General features: G+C 56.8%; 17 protein-coding genes. 14 read left to right on the top strand and 3 right to left on the bottom strand.

What is annotated here, in order from left to right; genetic code table 11:
• The first annotated feature begins 73 nt into the window (after positions 1-73).
• On the top strand, positions 74-640 hold the full coding sequence (locus ACYVHC_RS04770) for a hypothetical protein (protein ID WP_460612521.1): 567 nt from the start codon (positions 74-76) through the stop codon (positions 638-640).
• Between the two features lie 82 nt (positions 641-722).
• On the opposite strand, the gene ACYVHC_RS04765 is transcribed toward ACYVHC_RS04770, so the two are convergent.
• From ACYVHC_RS04765 to ACYVHC_RS04755, 3 genes are all read right to left on the bottom strand, one after another.
• Positions 723-1,094: a heavy-metal-associated domain-containing protein gene (locus ACYVHC_RS04765; protein WP_460612520.1), complete on the bottom strand. Its 372-nt coding sequence runs from the start codon at positions 1,092-1,094 to the stop codon at positions 723-725.
• A gap of 96 nt (positions 1,095-1,190) precedes the next feature.
• Complete coding sequence (locus tag ACYVHC_RS04760) at positions 1,191-3,494, bottom strand: TonB-dependent receptor (protein WP_460612519.1); 2,304 nt, start codon at positions 3,492-3,494, stop codon at positions 1,191-1,193.
• A gap of 91 nt (positions 3,495-3,585) precedes the next feature.
• Positions 3,586-4,026 (bottom strand): HYC_CC_PP family protein, encoded by a 441-nt coding sequence (locus ACYVHC_RS04755; RefSeq protein ID WP_460612518.1) that lies wholly within the window; start codon positions 4,024-4,026, stop codon positions 3,586-3,588.
• Between the two features lie 294 nt (positions 4,027-4,320).
• On the opposite strand from ACYVHC_RS04755, the gene mraZ reads away from it, so the two are divergent.
• The 13 genes from mraZ (at position 4,321) to ftsZ (ending at position 21,051) form a co-directional block, all read left to right on the top strand.
• On the top strand, positions 4,321-4,797 hold the full coding sequence (gene mraZ / locus ACYVHC_RS04750) for a division/cell wall cluster transcriptional repressor MraZ (RefSeq protein WP_460612517.1): 477 nt from the start codon (positions 4,321-4,323) through the stop codon (positions 4,795-4,797).
• Positions 4,794-5,738 (top strand): 16S rRNA (cytosine(1402)-N(4))-methyltransferase, encoded by a 945-nt coding sequence (gene rsmH, locus ACYVHC_RS04745; RefSeq protein WP_460612516.1) that lies wholly within the window; start codon positions 4,794-4,796, stop codon positions 5,736-5,738. The genes mraZ and rsmH overlap by 4 nt, the downstream gene beginning before the upstream one ends.
• A 33-nt stretch (positions 5,739-5,771) precedes the next feature.
• Complete coding sequence (locus tag ACYVHC_RS04740) at positions 5,772-6,503, top strand: FtsL-like putative cell division protein (protein WP_460612515.1); 732 nt, start codon at positions 5,772-5,774, stop codon at positions 6,501-6,503.
• Positions 6,487-8,853: a penicillin-binding protein gene (locus ACYVHC_RS04735; RefSeq protein WP_460612514.1), complete on the top strand. Its 2,367-nt coding sequence runs from the start codon at positions 6,487-6,489 to the stop codon at positions 8,851-8,853. Before ACYVHC_RS04740 ends, ACYVHC_RS04735 begins: the two co-directional genes overlap by 17 nt.
• A gap of 59 nt (positions 8,854-8,912) precedes the next feature.
• Positions 8,913-10,388, top strand: a complete 1,476-nt coding sequence (locus ACYVHC_RS04730) for a Mur ligase family protein (RefSeq protein ID WP_460612513.1) — start codon at positions 8,913-8,915, stop codon at positions 10,386-10,388.
• Between the two features lie 128 nt (positions 10,389-10,516).
• Positions 10,517-11,737, top strand: coding sequence for a phospho-N-acetylmuramoyl-pentapeptide-transferase (mraY, locus tag ACYVHC_RS04725; RefSeq protein ID WP_460612512.1), 1,221 nt, complete (start codon positions 10,517-10,519; stop codon positions 11,735-11,737).
• 57 nt (positions 11,738-11,794) lie between these two features.
• Positions 11,795-13,171, top strand: coding sequence for a Mur ligase family protein (murD, locus tag ACYVHC_RS04720; RefSeq protein WP_460612511.1), 1,377 nt, complete (start codon positions 11,795-11,797; stop codon positions 13,169-13,171).
• 79 nt (positions 13,172-13,250) lie between these two features.
• A complete protein-coding gene (locus ACYVHC_RS04715; RefSeq protein ID WP_460612510.1) occupies positions 13,251-14,429 on the top strand; it encodes an FtsW/RodA/SpoVE family cell cycle protein in 1,179 nt (392 codons plus the stop codon).
• A gap of 105 nt (positions 14,430-14,534) precedes the next feature.
• Positions 14,535-15,629 carry a UDP-N-acetylglucosamine--N-acetylmuramyl-(pentapeptide) pyrophosphoryl-undecaprenol N-acetylglucosamine transferase gene (gene murG / locus ACYVHC_RS04710; RefSeq protein WP_460612509.1) on the top strand — a complete coding sequence of 365 codons (1,095 nt, stop codon included), beginning with the start codon at positions 14,535-14,537 and terminating at the stop codon, positions 15,627-15,629.
• A gap of 88 nt (positions 15,630-15,717) precedes the next feature.
• On the top strand, positions 15,718-17,175 hold the full coding sequence (murC, locus tag ACYVHC_RS04705; protein ID WP_460612508.1) for a UDP-N-acetylmuramate--L-alanine ligase: 1,458 nt from the start codon (positions 15,718-15,720) through the stop codon (positions 17,173-17,175).
• Positions 17,159-17,923 carry a cell division protein FtsQ/DivIB gene (locus ACYVHC_RS04700; RefSeq protein WP_460612507.1) on the top strand — a complete coding sequence of 255 codons (765 nt, stop codon included), beginning with the start codon at positions 17,159-17,161 and terminating at the stop codon, positions 17,921-17,923. The genes murC and ACYVHC_RS04700 overlap by 17 nt, the downstream gene beginning before the upstream one ends.
• Before the next feature lie 85 nt (positions 17,924-18,008).
• The gene (ftsA, locus tag ACYVHC_RS04695) at positions 18,009-19,412 is read left to right on the top strand and encodes a cell division protein FtsA (protein ID WP_460612506.1); all 1,404 of its coding nucleotides are present in this window, start codon (positions 18,009-18,011) and stop codon (positions 19,410-19,412) included.
• Between the two features lie 115 nt (positions 19,413-19,527).
• Complete coding sequence (ftsZ, locus tag ACYVHC_RS04690) at positions 19,528-21,051, top strand: cell division protein FtsZ (RefSeq protein ID WP_460612505.1); 1,524 nt, start codon at positions 19,528-19,530, stop codon at positions 21,049-21,051.
• Positions 21,052-21,454: the final 403 nt, after the last annotated feature.

Here is a 21,454-nt window from a genome sequence, read left to right as displayed (position 1 = left end):
CCTGATTACGGGCTTTTAACAGCCTATTCGTTCTTACCAGCCATGGTAGCGCAAGCTGCTTCACCTATTGCGTATGAAACCTGCAACTGTTCCTTCGGCCTCACCGCCAGTAGTGCTCGGTGTTGCCCTTACAATAGCGCACAATGAAGGACTGCGGCGGTCATTGCAGTCGGCTTTTGGTTTGAGTACCAAAGCCATTAACCTACGCATTGACCCCGGAATGGACCTTATTTTTCTGTGCGAGGCTACGCTACCGAGCACCTTGCCCTGCCTTGCCTCCCTGATGCACCCTAGTATAACGGCCGTAACGCTGCGGAAAGCAACGCTCACCTGGATTCCGGAAGAAGGCCAAGCAATTGGGCGCGGCACGCCTACACTGGGGGCGCTGGAAAGCGGCAACTGTTTTCTGACGGCCAACAGCCGGAAAGTTTCCATTGCTACGTTCGGGCCGCACCAAGTCCACCCCACGCACATTGACATGGAGCTCCAGGGCCAACCTAACCTGATTGAGTTTCTGCGCTCTGATTGGTTTACCCTAGAAATTTCAGGCACCAACCGGCGCCGGCTTACCCGTCCGCTTGCGTTTCAGGTGAGCTTGCAGTTTGAAATCCAAACCATGACGCAAGCCATTGCCGCATAACTTCATATAGCAGTAGAACCCGATAAGAGCCAAAAAAGCCCAGGTAGCAGTACCTGGGCTTTTTTGTGAGTAAGATTAGTGGTTAGTGTACGCTGTTGGTTTTCTTGCAGCAATCGGGCAGCCGGTCATAAGCACGCGCGTCAGCCGTCTGATCGTCGGCATCGTAGCCGGTTTTCTGCACGGCGGTGCGCAGGGCCTCAGCAGTAGTTTTTTCGGGCCGATACGTCACGGTCAGGATCTGGCTTGGAACGTCGAGCTTAGCTTCCTGCACGCCTTTTTCATACGCCATGGCTTTTTCGAGACGAGCTTTGCACATGTCGCACACGGCGGAAGTTTTAAGCTGCACTGTTTCAGTGGCCGGTCCTTTTGCTTTGGCTTTACTAGCCTGAGCAAATGAAGTAACCGAGGCTAGCAGCAGGGAAAGGGTGAGCAGGAAGGATGAGAAGAGCTTCATAGTAAGAAGGAAAGCGAAAAAGTGGTACAAAAGTGCCGGTAAGGCAAGTAGAAATAATGATGCCAAACGCTTTGGCAGGTTTGGCTACCTAGTGACCTAGTTTAGCGTCAGGCGCAAGCCGGCGTAGGTCATACGGCCGTACACGGGGCCCCAAATCATAGCCGCATCGAAAGCTGGGCCAAACGGAGCAGTGGCCCCCTGAATAGGGTTAGGTTGCCGATAGTTGGTGAGGTTCTCTACCCCCGCGTACACCTCAAACCCCTTAAACGCCCGGGTGAGCTGCGTATTAAGTAAGGCATAGCGCGGGGCAGATGGTAGCGTCTGCTCACTGACTCCGCCGTGCTGGTGGCTTACGCTGCCCGGCTCATGAGCCAGGGGACGTTTGCCAAAGCCCTGCACCGTAAAATCGGCGCGCCATTTATCGTAGGCCGAGGCGTAGCCCAGGTTCAGGAACAGGCGGTGCCTAGGCGTAAGCACCTTCGGCAGCAATTGCCCGTTATAGGTGGTTTTTACGTCGAGGTATTTGTAGGCCGCTTTGGCCTGCAGGCCCTTGATGGGCTCTATCTGCACCTCCGTCTGGAAGCTGCGCGAGTAAGAGCGCCCGCCCGGCTCCAGGTTGGCAATGATAAGCCGGTCGGTGAGGGAGTAGGGGTCGGCTACTACCTGGTTCTGGAACTCCGTGTGGTAATAGTCGGTAATGAAAGTAGCCTGGCGCCCGAGCGCCGTAAAATACTGGGTGAAGGAGCCGCCTACGTTCCAGGCAGTTTCGGGCCGCAGCACCGGGCTAATCACAAACTCCCGTGAGCTAACCAGCATGCCTGAGTTTTCAGCAATGGGGTTGGCGGTCCGGAAACCGCGGCCGGTGGCCAGGCGCAGAACCGTGTTTTTGGCCGGGTCAAACTTCACATTCAACCGGGGCGTCAGGTACCAGCCGTACAAGTTGTGGCGGTCAAGGCGCAGGCCGCCCACCACGGTTAGGTTGCGGGCGTTCTGGTACGTGTACTCAGCAAAAGCCCCGGGCACCTGCTCCAGGCGGTTGCGGTGCTCCCGGGCGTAACGCTCATCCGGCGTTTCGGTGGGGTAGGTAAACCCGGTCCGGAAGATTTCCCGGTAGTCGTCGTGCAGAAAGCTGAGGCCGGTACGATAGGTGTGTGCCGTGGTTCCTAGCACGCTCTGGAACAGCAATGTGGCCAGGCCGGTGCGCTGCTTGCCAACATAGGTGCGCAGGCCATAGCGCGACTCGAAGGCATGATCGGTTCCGCTCAGTAAAAGGCCTAGGCTCTGATACGGGCGTCCGGGCCAGGTATAGCTGGTTTTAGCGAATGCAGTGTAGCGGTCCGTTTCCTGCGTGGTGCCATAAAAGCCACCCGGGTTTTCCGTGCGGAAGCCCATCTGGCCACCCTGGCGGGTTTCGCGCAAGGCGCCTAGGCCCACTTCCATCACCAACCCCTTGCCCGATAGATACTTCCACTTGTTGAACAGGTTGTACTGAGTGGCCAGTGGTAAATCCAGGAATCCATCCTTATTGCGGTCGACGCGTCGGCCCAGGTGGTCGGTGTGCAAGAGCAGGGCCGTGCTCACCTTTTTGCTCACGGGCGTGGCCAAGTTCAAGTTCAGGTCGAATTTGCCCAGGTCATTGACGTAGGCATTAAAGAGCAGGCGCTCGGCTTTGTCTGGCTCCTTGAGGCGCACATTCACCTGCCCCGAAATGCTTTCGTAGCCATTCACCACGGAGCCCATGCCCTTGATGATGTCGATGCTTTCAATCCAGGGGCCGGCTAGGTAGCCCAAGCGGTAAGGGGTAGCCAGTCCGCGCAGGGCCGGCAAGTTATCTACCGTCAGTAGGGAATATGCTCCATCAAGGCCTAGCAGCTGTATTTGCTTGGCGCCAGATACGGCATCCGTGGTCGAGACTTCTACTGAAGCGTTGGTTTCGAAGCTTTCCGCCAAGTTGCAGCACGCCGATTTGGTGAGGTCGCGGCTGCTGATGACCTGCGTATTCGTGGGCGTGAGGCCGGAGTAGGAGAGGGCGCGGCCCTCTACTTTTACCTCGGCTAGCTCAGCTGAGCGCTGCAACGGAATGCGCAGATAGCCTGTGCCGCCGGCTTGCACCGTATCGGCCTGGTACCCCAGAAAATTAATGATGAGGCGGTTACTACCCTTGCCCGCCGGCCGAACCAGGGAAAAAGCGCCCTGCTCATCGGTAGTAACTGCCTCGGCGGTTGTGCCCAGCCAGCGCACCACGGCGCCTGGCACCGGCGATTTAGTTGTGGCATCCAGTACCTGCCCTCGAATGGGGGCCACAGAGGCATCAGGGGTTTGGGCCCAGGCGGGCAGCACGCTGCCAAGCACAACGCCAGCGCTGGCCAGCAAGCGCCCAGTGCTATTAAAGGAACTCATATCGTCAGATTGTTAGGGTTTTACTCAGATACGGCTGGGACACAACGGACCCAACTAGGTAGCCAGTGGAGGCTACCATATCAGAGAAACCCTAGACGATAAGCACGCCCACAAATGTGAGCAAGTCTCGGCCGGCAAGAGGTGGCGGCGAGGTGTCAGAGGCATACCAACGCGCCGCCGCTACCAATAGAGGCACCGGTGGCAGGGTAGGCCAGGAAGTGGTTGCGTCAGTGAGAGGGGCTAGTACTGGCACCGGGGCTTTCACCCAGGAAAGCTTGGCCGAAGGAGTGTCGAGTTTGTGAAAGTGCGCCCCAAACTCACAGCAAGCCTTCTTGATCTGGGCGTTGTTGGTGGCGTGGTCAGTCGCTACGGAAGCGGGACAGCCATGCTCCGCCGGGCTGAAAATTACGGTGGCCGTATGCTTGCCGCTCTGCCGACACACGTGCTGCTGCACCGTAAGGCCCACCGAAGAGGTGAGTACGAGCAAGGCTAGCCAAAAGCTAAAAAGCCGATGTAGCAGAGGGCGTTTCATTTGGATGCAAATATACTGCTTCGGCAGGGAAAGCGCAGTGTAGAATACTGGAGCTGTCGGTATAGAATCTGGGTTTCAGTACTAGCCCATCCAAAAGCCCCAAGTGTTTCCGGATGTGCCTGACAATCTGTCAAGGCTATAACACCATATCCCGCTACTTCCTTAAAAACCCTTTAAAATCGCTAAAAACGCGTATTTTGGAAGTGGTAGAAAATGGTAAATCGTGGTTGTCTTTTACAGGGGGTTCCGTACTTTTGCTATATCCCGTTTCTGTGCCCTGCGGGAATACTGCCTATGACCCTGCTCCTCTCCGGCGAATATGAGTGCAAGCTCGACCCTAAAGGTCGGCTGGTACTACCGTCGAAGGTGAAGGCCAACTTGCCGGAAGCCTCGGGTAACCAGCTTGTGCTGGTGCGTGGGTTTGAGCCGTGCCTAGTGTTGTACCCAAGGGCGGCCTGGCGCGTGATTCATGAGAAGGTGATGGCCCTCGACGAGTTCAACGAGGAGTACCGCCAGTTTCAGCGCAACTTCTTTCGGGGCATGACGGAGGTGGAACTGGACTCAATTGGCCGCTTTATGCTACCCGGCTCGATGCGTCGGTATGCGGGCATCGAGAAGGAGGCTATTATTGTAGGACTGGGAAACCGGTGCGAAATTTGGGACACGGCCCGCTACGACGACTTCCTAATCAAAGATCAGCAAAGCTTCTCGAAGCTGGCTCAGAAATTTCTCACCACTGAAACTGGCCCCGGCGGCCCCCTGGCCGCATGAGCAACGCCTTGAACGATTACCAGAACGATACCGACTACCACCGCCCCGTGATGCTGCGCGAGTGCCTGGAAGGCCTTGACTTGCAGCCCGGTGGACGTTACGTGGATGTCACGTTTGGCGGCGGCGGGCACTCAGCGCGCATTCTGGAACGGCTGGGCCCGGAAGGCCACTTGTACAGCTTCGACCAGGATGCCGATGCCGAGAAGGAAGCCGAAAAGCTGGCCCGACCAGAGTTTACCTTCATCCGGAGCAACTTTCGGAACCTCTATAAAGAATTGGCTCGCCACGGCGCCCTGCCCGTCGATGGCCTGCTGGCTGACTTGGGCGTGTCGTCGCATCAGTTTGATACGCCGGAGCGCGGCTTCAGCACCCGCTTCGATGGCCCGCTCGATATGCGCATGGACCCGGATGGCGACGATGCCTCCGCTGCTGACATTATTAATGAGTACTCCGAAGCGGAGCTGCACCGCATTTTTGGTATGTACGGCGAGGTAACGAATGCCCGCACACTAGCCGCTACCGTAGTGGCAGCGCGACGCGGGCAGAGCATCACGACCATTGCGGCTCTGAAAAAGGCCATCGTGCCCTGCACGCCCCGCGGCAAAGAGAATAAGTACTTGGCCCAGGTGTTTCAGGCCCTGCGCATTGAAGCCAACGATGAAATGGCCGCATTGCAGCAAATGCTGGAGCAAACCGCCCAGGTGTTGCGCCCCGGCGGCAAGCTAGTGGTAATGAGCTATCACTCGTTGGAAGATCGGCTGGTGAAAAACTTCATTGCGAAAGGTAAATTCTTCGGCGAGGTGGAGAAGGACCTATTTGGGCGTACCAACGTGCCATTTGAGTCCCTAACACGCAAGCCAGTTGAAGCCTCGGCGGAAGAAATTGCCGTCAACAGCCGCGCCCGGAGCGCCAAGCTTCGCATCGCCATCCGAAAAGAGTAACCGCATCCATTCAGGAGTAATCCAGCAAGAACAGTGGCCGTCAACACCGTAAAACCCGCCAATACGCCCCGCGTGAATGCGCCGCGGGAAGTTGCGCCTATCGCGCCGGAGCCGGTGCGCCCACTTGAGCCCGAGCCTGAACCAGCGCCACGGCCCGCCAAAGCCCCGCGTATGCCGCGCCCGGCGGCCCAAAAGCGCAGCACCTGGAGCGTGTTCTCATTGCTGGAGCGCGTCACGCGGCTCGATGGGTTGTTTCGGGAAGGGTTGCCAGTGCGGTTTCTGCCGCATCTGCTCTTTGTCATGTTTCTGACCCTAGTGTACATCGGAAACACGCACTATGCTACCCGCATGAACCGCAGCATCCAGAAGCTGAAGCTGGAAACAGAAGACCTTCGGGCCGACTACACCACGCTGAAATCAGACTACATGGAGGCCAGCAAGCAAAGCGAGGTAGCCCGCAAAGTGGCCGCCTACGGCCTGATGGAAAGCTCCTCACCACCCTTCCGGATTTCAGTGCCAGCCGGCCGGCTTGATGAAGCGGAGCTGGACATGCTGCCGGTGCTAACCGCCGACTCCGTAGCGGCCATGACGGCCCGCGCCAAGGCCGATTCGTTGCGCCGGGCCAGCGGACCATCCGTCGGCGACTCGGTGGAGGTGGGCGCGCCGCCCGTGCCCATCGGCACCGACCTGAACGGCGAACCTGCTACCCTTTCATCTTCTTCCAATCGTTCTGCTACCCCACGCCGCAATGAAAGGAAACGTTAAAAAAAGCATTGTTACCCGCGTTCGGCTTGCCTTTTTGGGCGTGTGCCTGTTCTCGTGCGCCATTGTGTGGCGCATAACGCACGTGCAGTTTACGGAGGGCGCCAAGTGGAGTGCTTTGGAGCAGGAGCGCCGCATTGTGTACCAGCCGGTATTCGCTACGCGTGGCAATATTTACTCAGATAACGAAAGTATTATGGCTACCTCGCTGCCCTTCTATAGGGTGGCCTGGGACCCAAGCGTAGTGGATAGAGCGCTGTTCAATCAGAAAGTCGACTCGTTGGCGCTGCTGCTTTCCCGATTCTTTGGGGACCGGACGCCCGGCGAGTATGCCCGCAAGCTGCGCAACGCCAAAAACGCTAAGCCCTCCGTGCGCTACCTGCGCCTGAACTCGCGGCAAATCAACTTCCAGGAGAAAAAGGAGTTGACCCAGTGGCCGATTTTCCGGGAAGGCAAAAACAAGGGCGGCGCTATTTTCGAGAAAGTTGATAAGCGGTTTCGGCCTTTCGGAGGCCTAGCCCAGCGCACTATTGGGTTTATTAACGAAGACAAAAACGGAGCGGGCCTAGAGTTTACCTTCAACCGGCACCTAGCCGGCCGCGATGGTGAAGCGCTGTTTGAACGCCTACCCGGCGGCAACAAGCCTATTTACGATGGCACCGAGGTAAAGCCCCAGCCCGGCTACGACGTGAAAACTACGCTCGATATTAACCTGCAGGACGTAGCCGAGAATGCTCTGTACAAGTCGTTGGTGAACAACAACGCGCAGTACGGCACCGTGATTTTGATGGAGGTGAAAACCGGCGAAATCAAGGCGGTGGCCAACCTAGGTAAGGTAGCCGATGGCGTGTACCGCGAGGACTACAACTATGCCATTGCCGACCAAGGCCGGACCGAGCCGGGTTCTACCTTTAAGCTGGCCTCCATGATGGCGGCGTTTGAGGAGAACCCTGACTTGGAGCTGACCGATACGCTGAACACCGGCAACACGGGCTCTATGAAAATAGGAGGGGCCGTGAAAACGGACTCGCACCCCTATGGCCGCATTACGCTGCAGCAGGTATTTGAGAAGTCGTCGAACATTGGGGTGGCTAAGCTGACGGATCAGGTGTTCAACAAGAACCCCGAAAAGTATACCGACTACCTCAAGCGGTTTGGCCTCGATAAGCCCCTAGGGTTTCAGATGGCCGGTGAGGCACGGCCCTACATCAAAGATCCGCGCGACCGTAGCTGGAGCCGCACTTCGCTCACTACCATGAGTATTGGCTACGAGCTGAAGCTGGCGCCGCTGCAAACGCTGGCCTTCTACAATGCCGTTGCCAACGGCGGCGTGAAGGTGCAGCCCATGATCGTAAAAGAAATTAAGCAGGCCGACAAGGTGCTGGAGCGCTTCGAGACGCAGGTGCTCAACCCTAAAATCTGCTCCGATGAAACCTTGCAGAAGGTGCGAGCCATGATGGAAGGGGTTGTGGAGCATGGCACCGCCCGCGGCATCCGGACCACGGATTACCTGATTGCTGGCAAAACTGGTACGGCCTGGAAGTTTAAGAACGGCGCCTACACCCGCACCTATTCAACCAGCTTCTGTGGCTATTTCCCGGCCGATAACCCTAAGTATTCGTGCATAGTGGTGGTCGATTCGCCGAAGAACGGCCGCATTTACGGGGCCGATGTAGCGGCGCCAGTGTTCCGCGAGCTGGCCGATAAAGCCATGGCTCGCGACGCCGCCAGCCAGCGCCCCTTGCTGGCCCGGGCTCCCCTGCATAAGTCGCGGGTGCCGCTGGTGCAGGCGGGCATGCAGGATGAGCTTTCTATGGTGTTCACCAGGCTGGGCGTAACGCACAATGGTGCTACCGGCGCCGACGACTGGGTGCGACTAGCCCCTACCGATTCGGAAGCCGCTAGCCTGAGCCTAAAGCCTATGGCCGTGCGGCCTGGTCGGGTGCCGAACGTACTGGGCCTTACCCTGCGCGACGCGCTGTTCCTGCTCGAAAACCGTGGGCTGCGGGTTCGCACCTCAGGTACCGGGCGCGTTAAGTACCAATCAGTAGCAGCTGGTTCGGCGGCACGGCGCGGAAGTGTCATACAGCTACAACTAGAGCCCATTGGCGGCCGTGTGAGTGTGCCGGCCCCAGCTGCGCCGCCCACGCCGGGCTTAGCCACATTAGCTGAAACTAGGGTTTCGAAGCCCGGAACAGCTAGTAGCGCTTCCGCTTCTGTAGAAACATCGCCTCCTAACCGGAAGGCAAGCAAGCCGCAGGCTGCACTATCTACTACTAGGCAGAAAGAGAGCAGCAAACCCGCCAAAGCGGCCGCCGCCCTAACGAAAGCTAAGTCTAAATCAAAAGCATAAGTAAAACGGCTCTACTTCCTGCCGCCTAACGCTCCGGCTTTTACCACGACCACCTCGACTTGAATCACGATACTACCCTTTCTGCTCTACTCAATGCCATAACGGTGCGGGCACAGCATGGCCCCTCCGATGTAGTAGTTTCCAGCCTCACCCTGGACTCCCGGCAGGCTGGCCCCGGCACGGTGTTTTTTGCCTTGCGCGGTACCGCTACCGATGGCCATCAGTTCATCCCGAAAGCCGTGGAGTTGGGGGCGGCCGTGGTGGTAGCCGAAGAGTTGCCTACTGAGCTGAACCCCGCTACTACCTACGTGCAGGTGCCCGACAGCGCCGAAGCCATGGCACGCATGGCAGCTGGGTTCTACGGTCATCCGTCGCGCAAGCTCCAGCTGGTGGGCATCACGGGCACGAATGGTAAAACCACTTGCGCCACCATGCTGCACAAGCTCTTCCGGGAGCTGGGCTACCATTGCGGCCTGCTGAGTACGGTGCAAAATCAGATTGATGAGGAAGTAATTCCGGCTACGCACACCACGCCCGATGCTATTCGGCTGAACGAGCTGCTGGCTCGCATGCTGAAAGCCGGCTGCACCCATGTATTCATGGAGGTAAGCTCGCATTCGGTGGTACAGCACCGCGTTACGGGGCTGCACTTTGCCGGTGGCATCTTCACCAACCTCTCGCACGACCACCTCGACTACCATGGCACCTTTGATGCGTATCTGAAGGCCAAAAAAGGCTTTTTCGATATGATGCCGAAGTCGGCTTTTGCTCTTACCAATGCCGATGACAAGCGCGGACCGGTGATGCTGCAAAATGTGTTGGGCCGCCGCGAAACGTATTCCATGCGTGGTGCCGCTACGTTCCGGGGCCGCCTGATTGAAAACGCGGTGCATGGCCTGCACCTGGAAGTAGATGGCCGCGAGGTTCAGTTTCGCTTGATTGGGGTGTTTAATGCGTATAACCTGCTCGCTATTTATGGCGCGGCTGTGCTACTGGGCGAGGAGCCAACCGAGGTACTCACAGTGCTGTCGGGCCTGACTTCCGCGCCGGGCCGGTTTGAGCCGGTGGTATCGGAACGGGTGCGCATCACGGGTATTGTGGATTATGCCCACACGCCCGACGCGCTGGAAAACGTACTCCAGACGATTGCCGACATCCGGCAGCCTAGTCAGCAGGTGATTACGGTAGTGGGCTGCGGCGGCAACCGCGACGGCGCCAAGCGGCCCATTATGGCGCGCCTGGCCACCCAGCTTTCCGACCGCGCCGTGCTGACATCTGACAACCCCCGTTTTGAGGACCCCCAGGATATTCTCAGCCAGATGCAGGCCGGCGTTCCGGTTGAAAACCTCGGCAAAGTCCTGACCATTCCAGACCGCCGCGAGGCCATCAAAACGGCGGTAGCACTAGCCAACCCCGGCGACATTGTGCTGGTAGCAGGCAAAGGCCACGAAACGTACCAGGAAATCAAAGGTATCCGCTCGGACTTCGACGACAAGCAGGTGCTAGTAGAAATGTTCAGCTTACTAGGCAAGTAGTAAGCGAAAACCGGCTGACCGCTGAATAATCCAAAATCAGCAGAAACACAACGTTGGACCAACACACAAAAAACGAAACCTTTGCAGCTTGGACTACCTCTGAATCCTAACTGCTGACCCCCGCGCCCATGCTGTATTACCTCTTTGACTACCTTAATCGGCACTTTCACATTCCTGGCGCGGGTGTGATTCAGTATAGCTCATTCCGGGCCGCCCTGGCGGTAGTTACTTCGCTTATCATTGCCCAGTACTTTGGCGCCCCACTTATTCGGGTGTTGCAGCGCCAGCAAATCGGGGAGACCATCCGGGACCTGGGCTTGCAGGGCCAGGCTGAGAAGAAAGGCACCCCCACTATGGGCGGCCTGATTATTCTGCTGGCCATTCTGGTGCCCGTGCTGCTATTCGCCAAGCTTGATAACCTGTACATCGTTCTGATGCTGCTCAGCACCGTGTGGCTGGGCCTGATCGGCTTTATCGATGACTATATTAAGGTAGTTAAGAAGGATAAGGAAGGCCTAGCCGGTCGGTTCAAGATTCTGGGACAGGTAGGGCTGGGCATCACGGTGGGCTGGGTGCTGTTTTTCTCGAATGATGTAACCGTGCGCCAATACGCGCTGCCCAACGGCTCGTTTTCGGCCGTAGATGCCAGCGGCGTATATCAGGATGTGAAGCTGATGATTACCACGGTGCCCTTCCTGAAAAACAATGAGCTGAACTACGGCGACCTGTTTGCCACGGCCGGTTCGTTTTTCAACGAGTACTACGCCTTCTTCTACATCCCCATTGTCATTCTGATCATCACGGCAGTAAGCAACGGCGCCAACCTCACCGACGGCCTCGATGGCCTGGCCGCTGGTACTTCGGCCATCATCGGCCTCACGCTAGCCATCTTCTGCTTTGTAAGTGGTAACGCCCTGCTGGCCGACTACTTCGACGTGATGTTCATCCCGAACTCCGGCGAGCTGGTAATCTTCTGTGCGGCGTTTGTGGGGGCGTGCGTTGGGTTTTTGTGGTACAACTCGTATCCGGCCCAGGTTTTTATGGGCGACACCGGCTCTTTGGCCATTGGCGGCATCATTGCCGTGCTGGCCATCATTGTGCGCAAAGAGCTCCTGATTCCGGTGCTGTGCGGCGTGTTCCTGATTGAAAGCCTCTCGGTAATGGTACAGGTAAGCTACTTCAAATATACCAAGCGCAAATACGGCGAAGGCCGCCGTTTGCTGCGCATGTCGCCGCTGCACCACCACTACCAGAAACTAGGCTACCACGAGTCGAAAATCGTGTCGCGCTTCTGGATTGTCGCCATCATGCTAGCCGTGCTCACGCTCGTAACCCTGAAACTTCGCTAGGCTCCTTCCCGGTCTCAACCGTCGGCGCTCATCTGATACACAAGCACGTACCTTTCTATGTCTAAGAAAATAGTTGTTCTGGGAGCCGCGGAAAGTGGGGTAGGGGCCGCGTTGCTGGCGCAGGCCAAAGGCTACACCGTGTTTGTATCGGACCGCGGACCAATTCAGGACTCCTATAAGGAGAAGTTAACGCAGGCAGGTATTCCGTTCGAGGAAGGCCAGCACACCCTGGAAGAGATTCTGACGGCCGATGAGGTGGTGAAAAGCCCCGGCATTCCGGAGAAAGCGCCGGTTATTCAGGCGCTACGGGAAATGGGTACGCCCGTTATCTCGGAAATTGAGCTGGCCGGCCGTTACACCAAAGCCAAGTGCATCTGCATTACGGGCACCAATGGCAAAACCACTACCACGCTGCTCACTTATCACTTGCTGAAAGAAGCGGGGCTGAAAGTGGGCCTGGCCGGCAATGTGGGTTACTCACTGGCCGAGCAGGTTATTGCCGATGAAAACGATTACTACGTGGTGGAGCTGAGCTCTTTTCAGCTGGATGACACGTATCGTTTTCAAGCCTGGATTTCAGTGCTGCTCAACATCACCCCCGACCACCTCGACCGGTACGGGTACTCGATGGAAAATTACGCCAAAGCCAAGCTGCGCATCACCCAGAACCAGGATAGTAACGGCTACTTTATTTATAACGCCGACGACGAGTACATTCAGCGGTATTTTCCGGCGGCGCTGCGCTCTATGCAGCAGTTGCCCTTTAGCCTGCACAAACGCCCCGACTACCAGTTGGCCGGCTACTACTCAAGTGAAGACCGGCTCTGCGTGGATATGCAGCCCGGCTACTACAGCGAAACCGAGGAAATCAGTACGGCCCGCTCCGTGCTAATTGGCCAACACAACCGCCAGAACACGCTGGCCGCCGTACTGTGCGCCCGGGTGGTGGGCATCGAGAAGGAGCAGATCGAGGCTAGTCTCCAAACGTTCCGCAACGCCGACCATCGCCTGCAACTGGTAGGTGAACTAAACGGTGTACGCTTTATCAACGACAGCAAAGCCACCAACGTGGAAGCCGCCTGGTATGCTCTGGATGGCATAACGCAACCCATCGTCTGGATTGCGGGCGGCACCGACAAGGGCAACGACTACACCAGCCTACTACCTCTAGCCGACTCTAGCGTGAAAGCCCTAGTGTGCCTGGGTGTTGATAATGAAAAGCTGAAAACCAGCTTTGCCAGCGTAATTTCCCATATTGAAGAAACTCAGAGCATGGAAGCAGCCGTACAGCGGGCCGCCGCACTTGCCTCGCCCGGCGATGTGGTGCTGCTTTCTCCGGCCTGCGCTTCCTTCGACCTGTTCAAAAACTACGAAGACCGGGGCCGGCAGTTTGCCGACGCCGTAGCTGCCCTCCAGAACAAGCCAGCTTACTAGGTCCGGCAACGGACCAAACTGTTTTAGCCGCCGACCACGGCCCGCCCGATACCCTTTCATCCTCTCATCATTTCACCGTATGGATCCTGTTACCAATTGGCTGCGGCAAAATCTGAAGGGTGACCCCGTGCTGTGGGGCATCGTGCTGCTGTTTTCGTTTATTTCCATTGCGGTGGTGTACTCGGCTACGGGTACGCTGGCCTACAAGAAAATGGGCGGCAACACAGAGTACTTCCTGTTTAAGCACACCAGTCTGATTTTCGTGGGCCTGTTCTTTATGTGGCTGGCGCACCGCATCGACTACCGCTACTACTCGCGGCTTTCCCTGTATGCCCTCCTGATTTCGGTGCCCCTGCTGATTTTCACGTTCGTGATGGGCTCGAACATCAACGAGGCTTCGCGTTGGCTGACCATTCCGGTTATCAACCAAACCTTCCAGCCCTCTGACTTAGCCAAGCTGGCCCTGATTTCGCACCTAGCCTCCATGCTCAGCCGCCGCCAGCAGCACGTCGATGATTTCAAGACCACGCTGCTGCCGGTTATGCTGTGGGTGGGCGTTATATGCGGTCTGATTATTCTCTCGAACGCCTCTACAGCGCTGCTGCTGTTTGCTACGTGCCTGCTTTTGATGTTTATAGGGCGGGTGCCGCTGAAGCAGATGGTGGTGATGGTTATCATTGGCGTGGTGGTCGGCGGCGTGGGCCTGACGGCGGGCCAGCGCTACAAAACGGTTATTTCCCGCATCGAGAGCTTCACCGATAAAAGCAAACCCGTACCCTTCCAGCTGGAGCACGCTTACATTGCGGAGGCCACGGGCGGCTTGTTCGGGAAAGGCCCTGGCAAAAGCACCGAGCGCAACATCATGCCCCACCCATACTCCGACTTCATCTATGCCATCATTATAGAGGAGTATGGCCTGTTTGGAGGGGTAGTGGTGTTATTTCTTTATCTGGCCTTCCTCTATCGAGGTCTGAAAACGGTGATAAACAGTTATGGCGCCTTTGGCGGCCTGCTTTCGGCGGGACTGAGTTTCAGTTTGGTGTTGCAGGCCATGGTAAATATGGGTGTCGCCGTGGGCCTAGGTCCGATTACAGGTTTGCCGCTGCCGCTGCTGAGCATGGGTGGTACTTCCTTGATTTTCACTGGTATCAGCATCGGGATTATTCTGGCGGTAAGCCGGGGCGAACGGGAAATCCGTCCGATGGCCGGCGAGCCCGAAGACACCGCCCGAATTCCGCGGGTGTCGCAATACGCCTAACTGGAGCTGCAGCCTGTGGGTGATGGTTGCGGGCGTTGCTACCCCTAGCAAACGCCTACAGCCTAGCCACCAGAACCCAAACACACGAATCCACCACGTAAGTACATGAAGTTAATTATCAGCGGCGGCGGCACCGGCGGGCACATTTTTCCGGCAGTAGCCATTGCCAATGAAGTGCGTCGCCGTTACCCCGAGGCAGAAATCCTGTTTGTGGGTGCTAATGGCCGCATGGAAATGACCCGGGTTCCGGAGGCGGGCTACCGCATTGTCGGGCTCGATATTTCGGGCCTGCAGCGCAGCCTTTCCGCCCAGAACCTGCTGTTTCCGATCAGGGTGATGCGCGCTGTGCGCAAAGCCGGCAAAATCCTGGAAGAGTTTCGGCCTGATGCCGTGGTAGGGGTAGGGGGATATGCTTCCGCTCCGGTGCTTATGGCGGCCACCTCGCGCGGAATTCCGGCCCTGATTCAGGAGCAGAACTCTTACGCGGGCTTGGTGAACAAACTGCTGGCTAAGCGGGTGCAGCGCATTTGTGTGGCGTACCAAGGCATGGAGAAATTCTTTCCGCCGGAGCGGCTGGTGCTTACCGGTAACCCCGTCCGCGCAGAAATTGCCGACGGACAGCGCGCCGAGGCCCTGGCGTTTTTCGGATTGCAGCCCGACCGGCCCGTGTTGTTGGTAATAGGAGGGAGCCTAGGAGCCCGCACACTCAACCAGGCTACCGCCGCCGCCCTACCGCGACTACGCGAAGCGGGCGTGCAACTGCTCTGGCAAACCGGCAAAGCGTATTTCCCGGAAGCTGAAAAGCAGGCGGCTCCTTATGATCAGGATAATCTGCTGGCGCTGGAATTTGTGCGCCGCATGGACCTAGCATATGCGGCAGCTGATGTAGTGATTAGCCGGGCCGGTGCCTTGTCAGTATCGGAGCTTTGCCTTACGGGCAAGCCTAGTATTCTGGTGCCCTCGCCTAACGTAGCCGAAGATCATCAGACTAAGAATGCCCTAGCGCTTACTCAGCATAATGCCGCGTTACTGGTTCGGGACGCGGAGGCAGCTAGTAGCCTTTATACCGAAGCCCTGAACCTGCTGAACAACCCGACCCAACAACAACAGCTTACCGCTAACATCAGGCAGCTGGCCTACCCCAACGCCACCGCTACTATTGTAGATGAGCTGCTGAAACTAATGCAGCCGACGCGCTAGCTAGTGGTTAAAGAGGCTTTCTGACCTAGTAAATACTTCGCAACTGGCCCGCTGATTCCTGCTTTTAAATTTCTAACTTACCGTTGACTTGAACCCCGTAGCTGCTTTTCCCCACGTCTTCTTTCTTGGTATCGGTGGCATTGGCATGTCGGCGCTGGCGCGGTGGTTCCGGGCGAACGGTCACTCAGTGAGTGGCTACGACAAAACCCCCACGCCGCTCACCGAAGCCCTGGCCGCCGAAGGCATAGTCGTGCACTACGAGGATGCGGTAACCAACATTCCGGCCGAAGTACAGGCTAACCGTGCCCAAACGCTGGTTGTGCTGACCCCAGCCATTCCCAAAGACCATAAGGAGTGGGCTTGGCTGCGGGAGCAGGGCTACGATATTCGCAAGCGCAGCCAAGTGTTAGGCCTGCTTACGGCCGGCCGCCCCACCATTGCGGTAGCAGGTACTCACGGAAAAACCACCACCAGCAGTATGGTAGCGCACCTGCTGCACCATGCCGGCGTGCCTTCCGCCGCTTTCTTGGGCGGTATATCCGTTAACCTGGGCTCCAACCTGCTGCTACCCCCTGCGGCCACCGAAAGCCACCTGACGGCGCCCGAGCAAATACCCGTAGTGGTAGAGGCCGACGAGTACGACCGAAGCTTTCTGACCCTGTTTCCTGATGTGGCCATCGTCACAAGTACCGACGCCGACCACCTCGATATCTATGGTCACAAGGAGGCGTTGGTAGAGTCGTTCCGGCAGTTTGTAGGCCAGATCAAGCCCGGCGGTACCCTCATCATTAATCACACCGCCGACCCCAGCGTGGCGGCCGCTGTGCCGGCTGGCGTGCGCGTGATTCGTTACGGCCTTTCTCTGGAGCAAGGTCCTGAACTGTATGCTTCGGATATCACCGCCGTAGGCCACCAGTTTCAGTTTGCCTTGCACGGTCCGCAGGGGCTAGTAACTGGGCTGGAGCTAGCGGTGCCCGGCTATCATAACGTAGAGAATATGCTGGCAGCGGCCTGCGTAGCGCAGCTATATGGGCTCACGCCAGAGCAGCTTACCGCCGCCGTAGCAGCGTACCGGGGCGTGAAGCGTCGCTTTGAGTTTATCCTAACGGCTGGTACGCCGGAGCAACCCAAGGTATATGTGGATGATTACGCCCATCATCCACGCGAAATTGAGGCGTTTCTTCGTTCTCTGCGGGCGTTGTATCCGGGCCGCCAGCTGCGCGTCATTTTCCAGCCTCACTTGTTTAGCCGCACTCGCGATTTTGCTCCGGGATTCGCTGAAAGCCTGAGTCTTGCCGATGAAGTCGTGATGCTCGACATCTATCCGGCGCGGGAGCTGCCGATGCCTGGCGTAACCTCGGAGTTAATTTTATCCCAAATAACGGCACCCCAAAAATCACTGCAGACGAGAGAAGAAATTTTGCATTATGTCGAAACCAATGCGAATTTTGACGTATTAGCCACTGTCGGAGCCGGCGACATTGATCAACTAGTACCACGGTTAAGGAATATTTTGAATATTCGCTGGAATGGAGCTGAAGCGTAAAGCCAATAATTTGTTGTTTGCCACGAGCTGCTTGTTGCTGCTCGTGGGGCTAGGCGCATTCGCTGCCGTGCGGCAGGCCAATCGGCCTGTGGGCGGCGTCATTGTTTCCATCAGCAACGAGTTCAACAACTTCTTTATCAGCGAGCGGGAAGTAACTAGCCTGCTTACCCGGCAGGGCGAAGACCGCCTGGAAGGCACCGACCCTGCCGACGTGGACCTAAAGTCGTTGGAGGCCCGCTTGAAGGCGCACAGCTTTGTAAAAGATGCCCAAGTGTACCGCGACTTGGCCGGCAACCTCCATGCTGACGTACGCCAGAACCGCCCTATTGCGCGCCTCGTGCACCCGGATTCCCGCCAGGATAGCTACCTCGATGCTGATGGCTACCGCCTGCCGCTGTCGCCGCTGTTCACGGCGCGGGTAGTTCCTATCTCCCGCCTGAATGGTCAGCCGTTGTCGCAGGAGTTTTTCCGGGACAGCACCGGTCAGCGCTACCTCGAGTTTTTGCGCTACATCGACGAAAAACCTTTCTGGCGGGCCCAGGTAGCCGAAGTATTTGTAGGCGCTAACGGGAAGCTTTCTTTTACCCAACAAGTAGGCGACCAACGCATAGAATTTGGCTTTCCTGAGAATATTTCGGAAAAATTTGCGAAACTGATGGTATTTTACCGGCAGATTCCTCCTGTTCTCGGCTGGGATACCTACCACCGGGTTAATGTCGAGTTCAAGGATCAGATTATTTGCGAATAAAATTATCCGTCTAAAACGCTACCTTAAAGCGAATTAGCACCCTTTCTTCCTGCAATCAACCGCAACCCTCTCGCTTCCCCCTCCCATGCAACATGATAAAATTGTAGTCGGTCTCGACATTGGCACCACCAAAATCTGCGCCTTGGTAGGGCGTAAGAACGAGTTTGGCAAGCTCGAAATTTTGGGCATGGGTAAAGCTGTGTCGGAGGGGGTAGTGCGCGGCATTGTGTCGAATATCGACAAGACGGTGGACGCCATCAAGAAAGCCATCCGCCAGGCCGAGGAGCAGTCGGGTATCAACATTGGGGTAGTGAATGTGGGCATTGCTGGGCAGCACATCAAGAGCCTGCAGCACAATGGCAGCATCACGCGCGCTTCTGCCGAAACGGAAATTACCGTGGACGATGTGAACCGCCTGACCAACGATATGTATCGGCTGGTGACGCCGCCCGGCTCGGAAATTATCCATGTAATGCCGCAGGATTACAAGGTAGACTACGAGGAAGGTATTCTGGACCCAGTGGGGATGTCGGGTGTACGGTTGGAGGGCAATTTCCACATCATCACTGCCCAGAGCACGGCTATCAACAACATCAATAAGTGCGTAACAAAAGCCGGCCTGGAAATCGACAACCTGATTCTGGAGCCGCTGGCTTCGAGCATGTCGGTGCTGAGTGATGAGGAAAAGGAAGCTGGTGTGGCGCTGATTGATATCGGCGGCGGCACCACTGACCTGGCTATCTTCAAAGACGGCATCATCCGGCATGCCGCGGTGCTCCCGTTTGGCGGCAACATCATCACGTCAGATATCAAGCAAGGCTGCTTGGTAATGCAAAACCAAGCCGAGCAGCTCAAAGTGAAGTTCGGTAAAGCCATTGCTGAGGAAGCTTCGGAATATGAAATCGTAAGCATTCCGGGCTTGCGTGACCGGGCACCTAAGGAGATTTCTCTGAAAAACTTGGCCTACATCATTGAGGCCCGGATGGAGGAAATCATTGAGCTCGTGTACGCTGAGATTCAGCGCTTGGGCTTCCAGGATAAGCTAGCGGCCGGCATCGTGCTGACCGGTGGCGGCTCGCAGCTCCAGAACTTGGTGCAGTTAGCTGAGTATGTAACCGGTATGGATACCCGCATCGGCTACCCGAACGAGCACTTGGGCAAGAGCAAGATTGAGGCAGTTAAGTCGCCGATGTATGCTACTACTGTCGGCTTGGTGCTGGCGGGCTACCGCTCCATCGATGACCGTATTGCGCAGCGTGGCTATGAAGAGCCCGAGCAGAATTACTACCGTGCGGCAGCTCCCGAGGTTCGGGCCACGCCTGCGCCGGTAGCCGCTCAGCCGGTAGCCCCACAACCGCAAGCGCAGCCAGCACATCAGGCCGCAGCTGAGCAGCCCAAGAAATCGTCAGGGGCCGGCGACTTTTTCCAGAAGATCATCAGCCGTACGAAAGGGCTACTCATCGATGACTTCGACGACAAGCAATACTAGGTGATTGGGGTCTTTGGGGCTTCAAGCGGCGTTTTTCAAGCATCCTCTACGCTTACCCCGCCTGAAGCCCCTAGTACCCAGACTCCAGAATCCTAAGACCCCAAGAACCCAACTCATGAACTATACTTTCGATATTCCGGCGCAGTCCAAGTCAATCATTAAGGTGATTGGCGTGGGAGGAGGCGGCTCCAATGCCGTGAACCACATGTTCAGCCAGGGCATCAAGGACGTGGAATTCGTCATTTGCAACACCGATAAGCAGGCTTTGGCGTCTTCTACGGTGCCCAACCGACTGCAAATAGGCGCCGATCTGACCGAAGGGCTGGGTGCTGGTGCTAACCCTGAACGGGGTAAGCAAGCTGCCATTGAAAGCCGCGAGCAAATTCGGGAGCTGCTCAGCAATGGCACCAAAATGGTGTTCATTACGGCTGGTATGGGTGGCGGTACCGGTACCGGTGCTGCACCGGTTATTGCTAAGGTTGCCAAGGAGCTAGGTATCCTCACGGTTGGCATCGTGACGGCGCCCTTTATGTTTGAAGGCAAGAAGAAGCGCCAGCAGGCAGAGCAAGGCATCAAGGAGCTGAGCGACAACTGCGACACGGTGCTCGTGATTCTTAACGATAAGCTGCGCGAAATCTATGGCAACCTGCCTATTCGCTCGGCTTTCGCTAAGGCGGATAACGTGCTTAGTACGGCTGCCAAATCCATTGCCGAAATCATTACGGTAACGGCCGATGTAAACGTGGACTTTGAAGACGTGAAAACCGTCATGAAGGACTCGGGCGCAGCCGTTATGGGTAGCAGCATCACAGAAGGTGAAAACCGCGCTAAGCGCTCCGCTGAAGAGGCGCTGGCCTCGCCGTTGCTGAACAATACGGACATTCATGGGGCGCAGAAAATTCTGCTCAGCATCATGTCAGGCGACCAGGCCGAGCTGGAAATGGATGAACTCACTGAAATCACGGAGTACATCCAAGACAAAGCGGGTCAGAACGCGGAGGTTATCTTCGGTCACGGTATCGACCCAACCCTAGGTCAGAGCATTCGGGTAACTGTTATTGCCACTGGTTTCGCCCGCGACGCGCACAATATCACCAACGTTATTGCGCGTGGCTCAGAGCCTGAGTCGGCTCCATCACAGCCCGATCCTCAAATCAATATCTTTGACAAGGAGCGCCAGGATGCTCCGGCCATTCCAACATTCGGAACGCCTGTAGCAGCGCCTACTCCGGAGCCACAGCCGGTAAAGTTTGACCTGGAAACGTCGCCGGCTCCTATTGGTTACGTGCCGCCAGTAGTATCCGCGCCATCCGCGCCAGCCCCAGACCCGGTGCTTTATCAGCAGCAGCCCGTGGCAGCGCCCTCAGTGGCACCACAGCCGTCCGTAACGCATCATACTCTACCGCGCCCATCACTTGATGCTCGCGCAGAGGAGCGCCGTCAGCGGCTGCAGGCCCTAAGCAATGGCCTCACCAATGACGCTATGAAGGATCAGTTGGAAACTCCAGCCTATTTGCGTCGGCAGGTGAAGCTGGAGAATGTAGTGCCCTCTTCGGAGCAAAACATTAGCCGCTTCAACCTCTCGGATGACAATGAACTGCTAGGTGATAACCGCTTTTTGCACGACAACGTGGACTAGTCCAGCATCAAACAGAGTGTAACCTCCTACATAACCTAGTACAACAAAACGCCCCTTCAGCTAGCTGAAGGGGCGTTTTAAGTTCAAGGGCGTTTAGCCGGAATGGAGTCGGTGGGGGAGGCCTGTTCCGGAGGCAGCGTATCGGAGGGTAAAACTGCTGGTTCAGCCAATTCCCGATCAGGGTTCAGGCCACCACCTTTCGTTGAACGCCGGGGAGTAAGGGTACAGGCCGAAGCAAGGAGACCAAGGATAAGAAATAGGCTGAAGACGCGCATGATAACGAGCAGGAATGTCACAGTCTTCAGATACGCTGCACCTAGGGTGTCTAGTAAGCAAAAGATGGTGGTAAAGGAATCCGTTGTTCCAGTGGTTAACGAACAGGGATTCGTAACGTGAGTCTGGC

The organism is Hymenobacter seoulensis (assembly GCF_054780535.1).
The sequence above is the reverse complement of the archived record's forward strand: the minus strand, read 5'-3'. Positions and strand labels throughout refer to the sequence as shown.

Bases quoted from the DNA above. Each gene is read 5' to 3' on its own strand.
- rsmH (WP_460612516.1), top strand. From the start codon at position 4,794: ATGAGCAACGCCTTGAACGATTACCAGAACGATACCGACTACCACCGC.
- ACYVHC_RS04700 (WP_460612507.1), top strand. From the start codon at position 17,159: ATGGAGCTGAAGCGTAAAGCCAATAATTTGTTGTTTGCCACGAGCTGC.
- ACYVHC_RS04770 (WP_460612521.1), top strand. From the start codon at position 74: ATGAAACCTGCAACTGTTCCTTCGGCCTCACCGCCAGTAGTGCTCGGT.
- ACYVHC_RS04735 (WP_460612514.1), top strand. From the start codon at position 6,487: ATGAAAGGAAACGTTAAAAAAAGCATTGTTACCCGCGTTCGGCTTGCC.
- murD (WP_460612511.1), top strand. From the start codon at position 11,795: ATGTCTAAGAAAATAGTTGTTCTGGGAGCCGCGGAAAGTGGGGTAGGG.
- ACYVHC_RS04755 (WP_460612518.1), bottom strand. From the start codon at position 4,026: ATGAAACGCCCTCTGCTACATCGGCTTTTTAGCTTTTGGCTAGCCTTG.
- ACYVHC_RS04765 (WP_460612520.1), bottom strand. From the start codon at position 1,094: ATGAAGCTCTTCTCATCCTTCCTGCTCACCCTTTCCCTGCTGCTAGCC.
- ACYVHC_RS04715 (WP_460612510.1), top strand. From the start codon at position 13,251: ATGGATCCTGTTACCAATTGGCTGCGGCAAAATCTGAAGGGTGACCCC.
- ACYVHC_RS04760 (WP_460612519.1), bottom strand. From the start codon at position 3,494: ATGAGTTCCTTTAATAGCACTGGGCGCTTGCTGGCCAGCGCTGGCGTT.
- mraZ (WP_460612517.1), top strand. From the start codon at position 4,321: ATGACCCTGCTCCTCTCCGGCGAATATGAGTGCAAGCTCGACCCTAAA.
- ftsZ (WP_460612505.1), top strand. From the start codon at position 19,528: ATGAACTATACTTTCGATATTCCGGCGCAGTCCAAGTCAATCATTAAG.
- murG (WP_460612509.1), top strand. From the start codon at position 14,535: ATGAAGTTAATTATCAGCGGCGGCGGCACCGGCGGGCACATTTTTCCG.
- mraY (WP_460612512.1), top strand. From the start codon at position 10,517: ATGCTGTATTACCTCTTTGACTACCTTAATCGGCACTTTCACATTCCT.
- ftsA (WP_460612506.1), top strand. From the start codon at position 18,009: ATGCAACATGATAAAATTGTAGTCGGTCTCGACATTGGCACCACCAAA.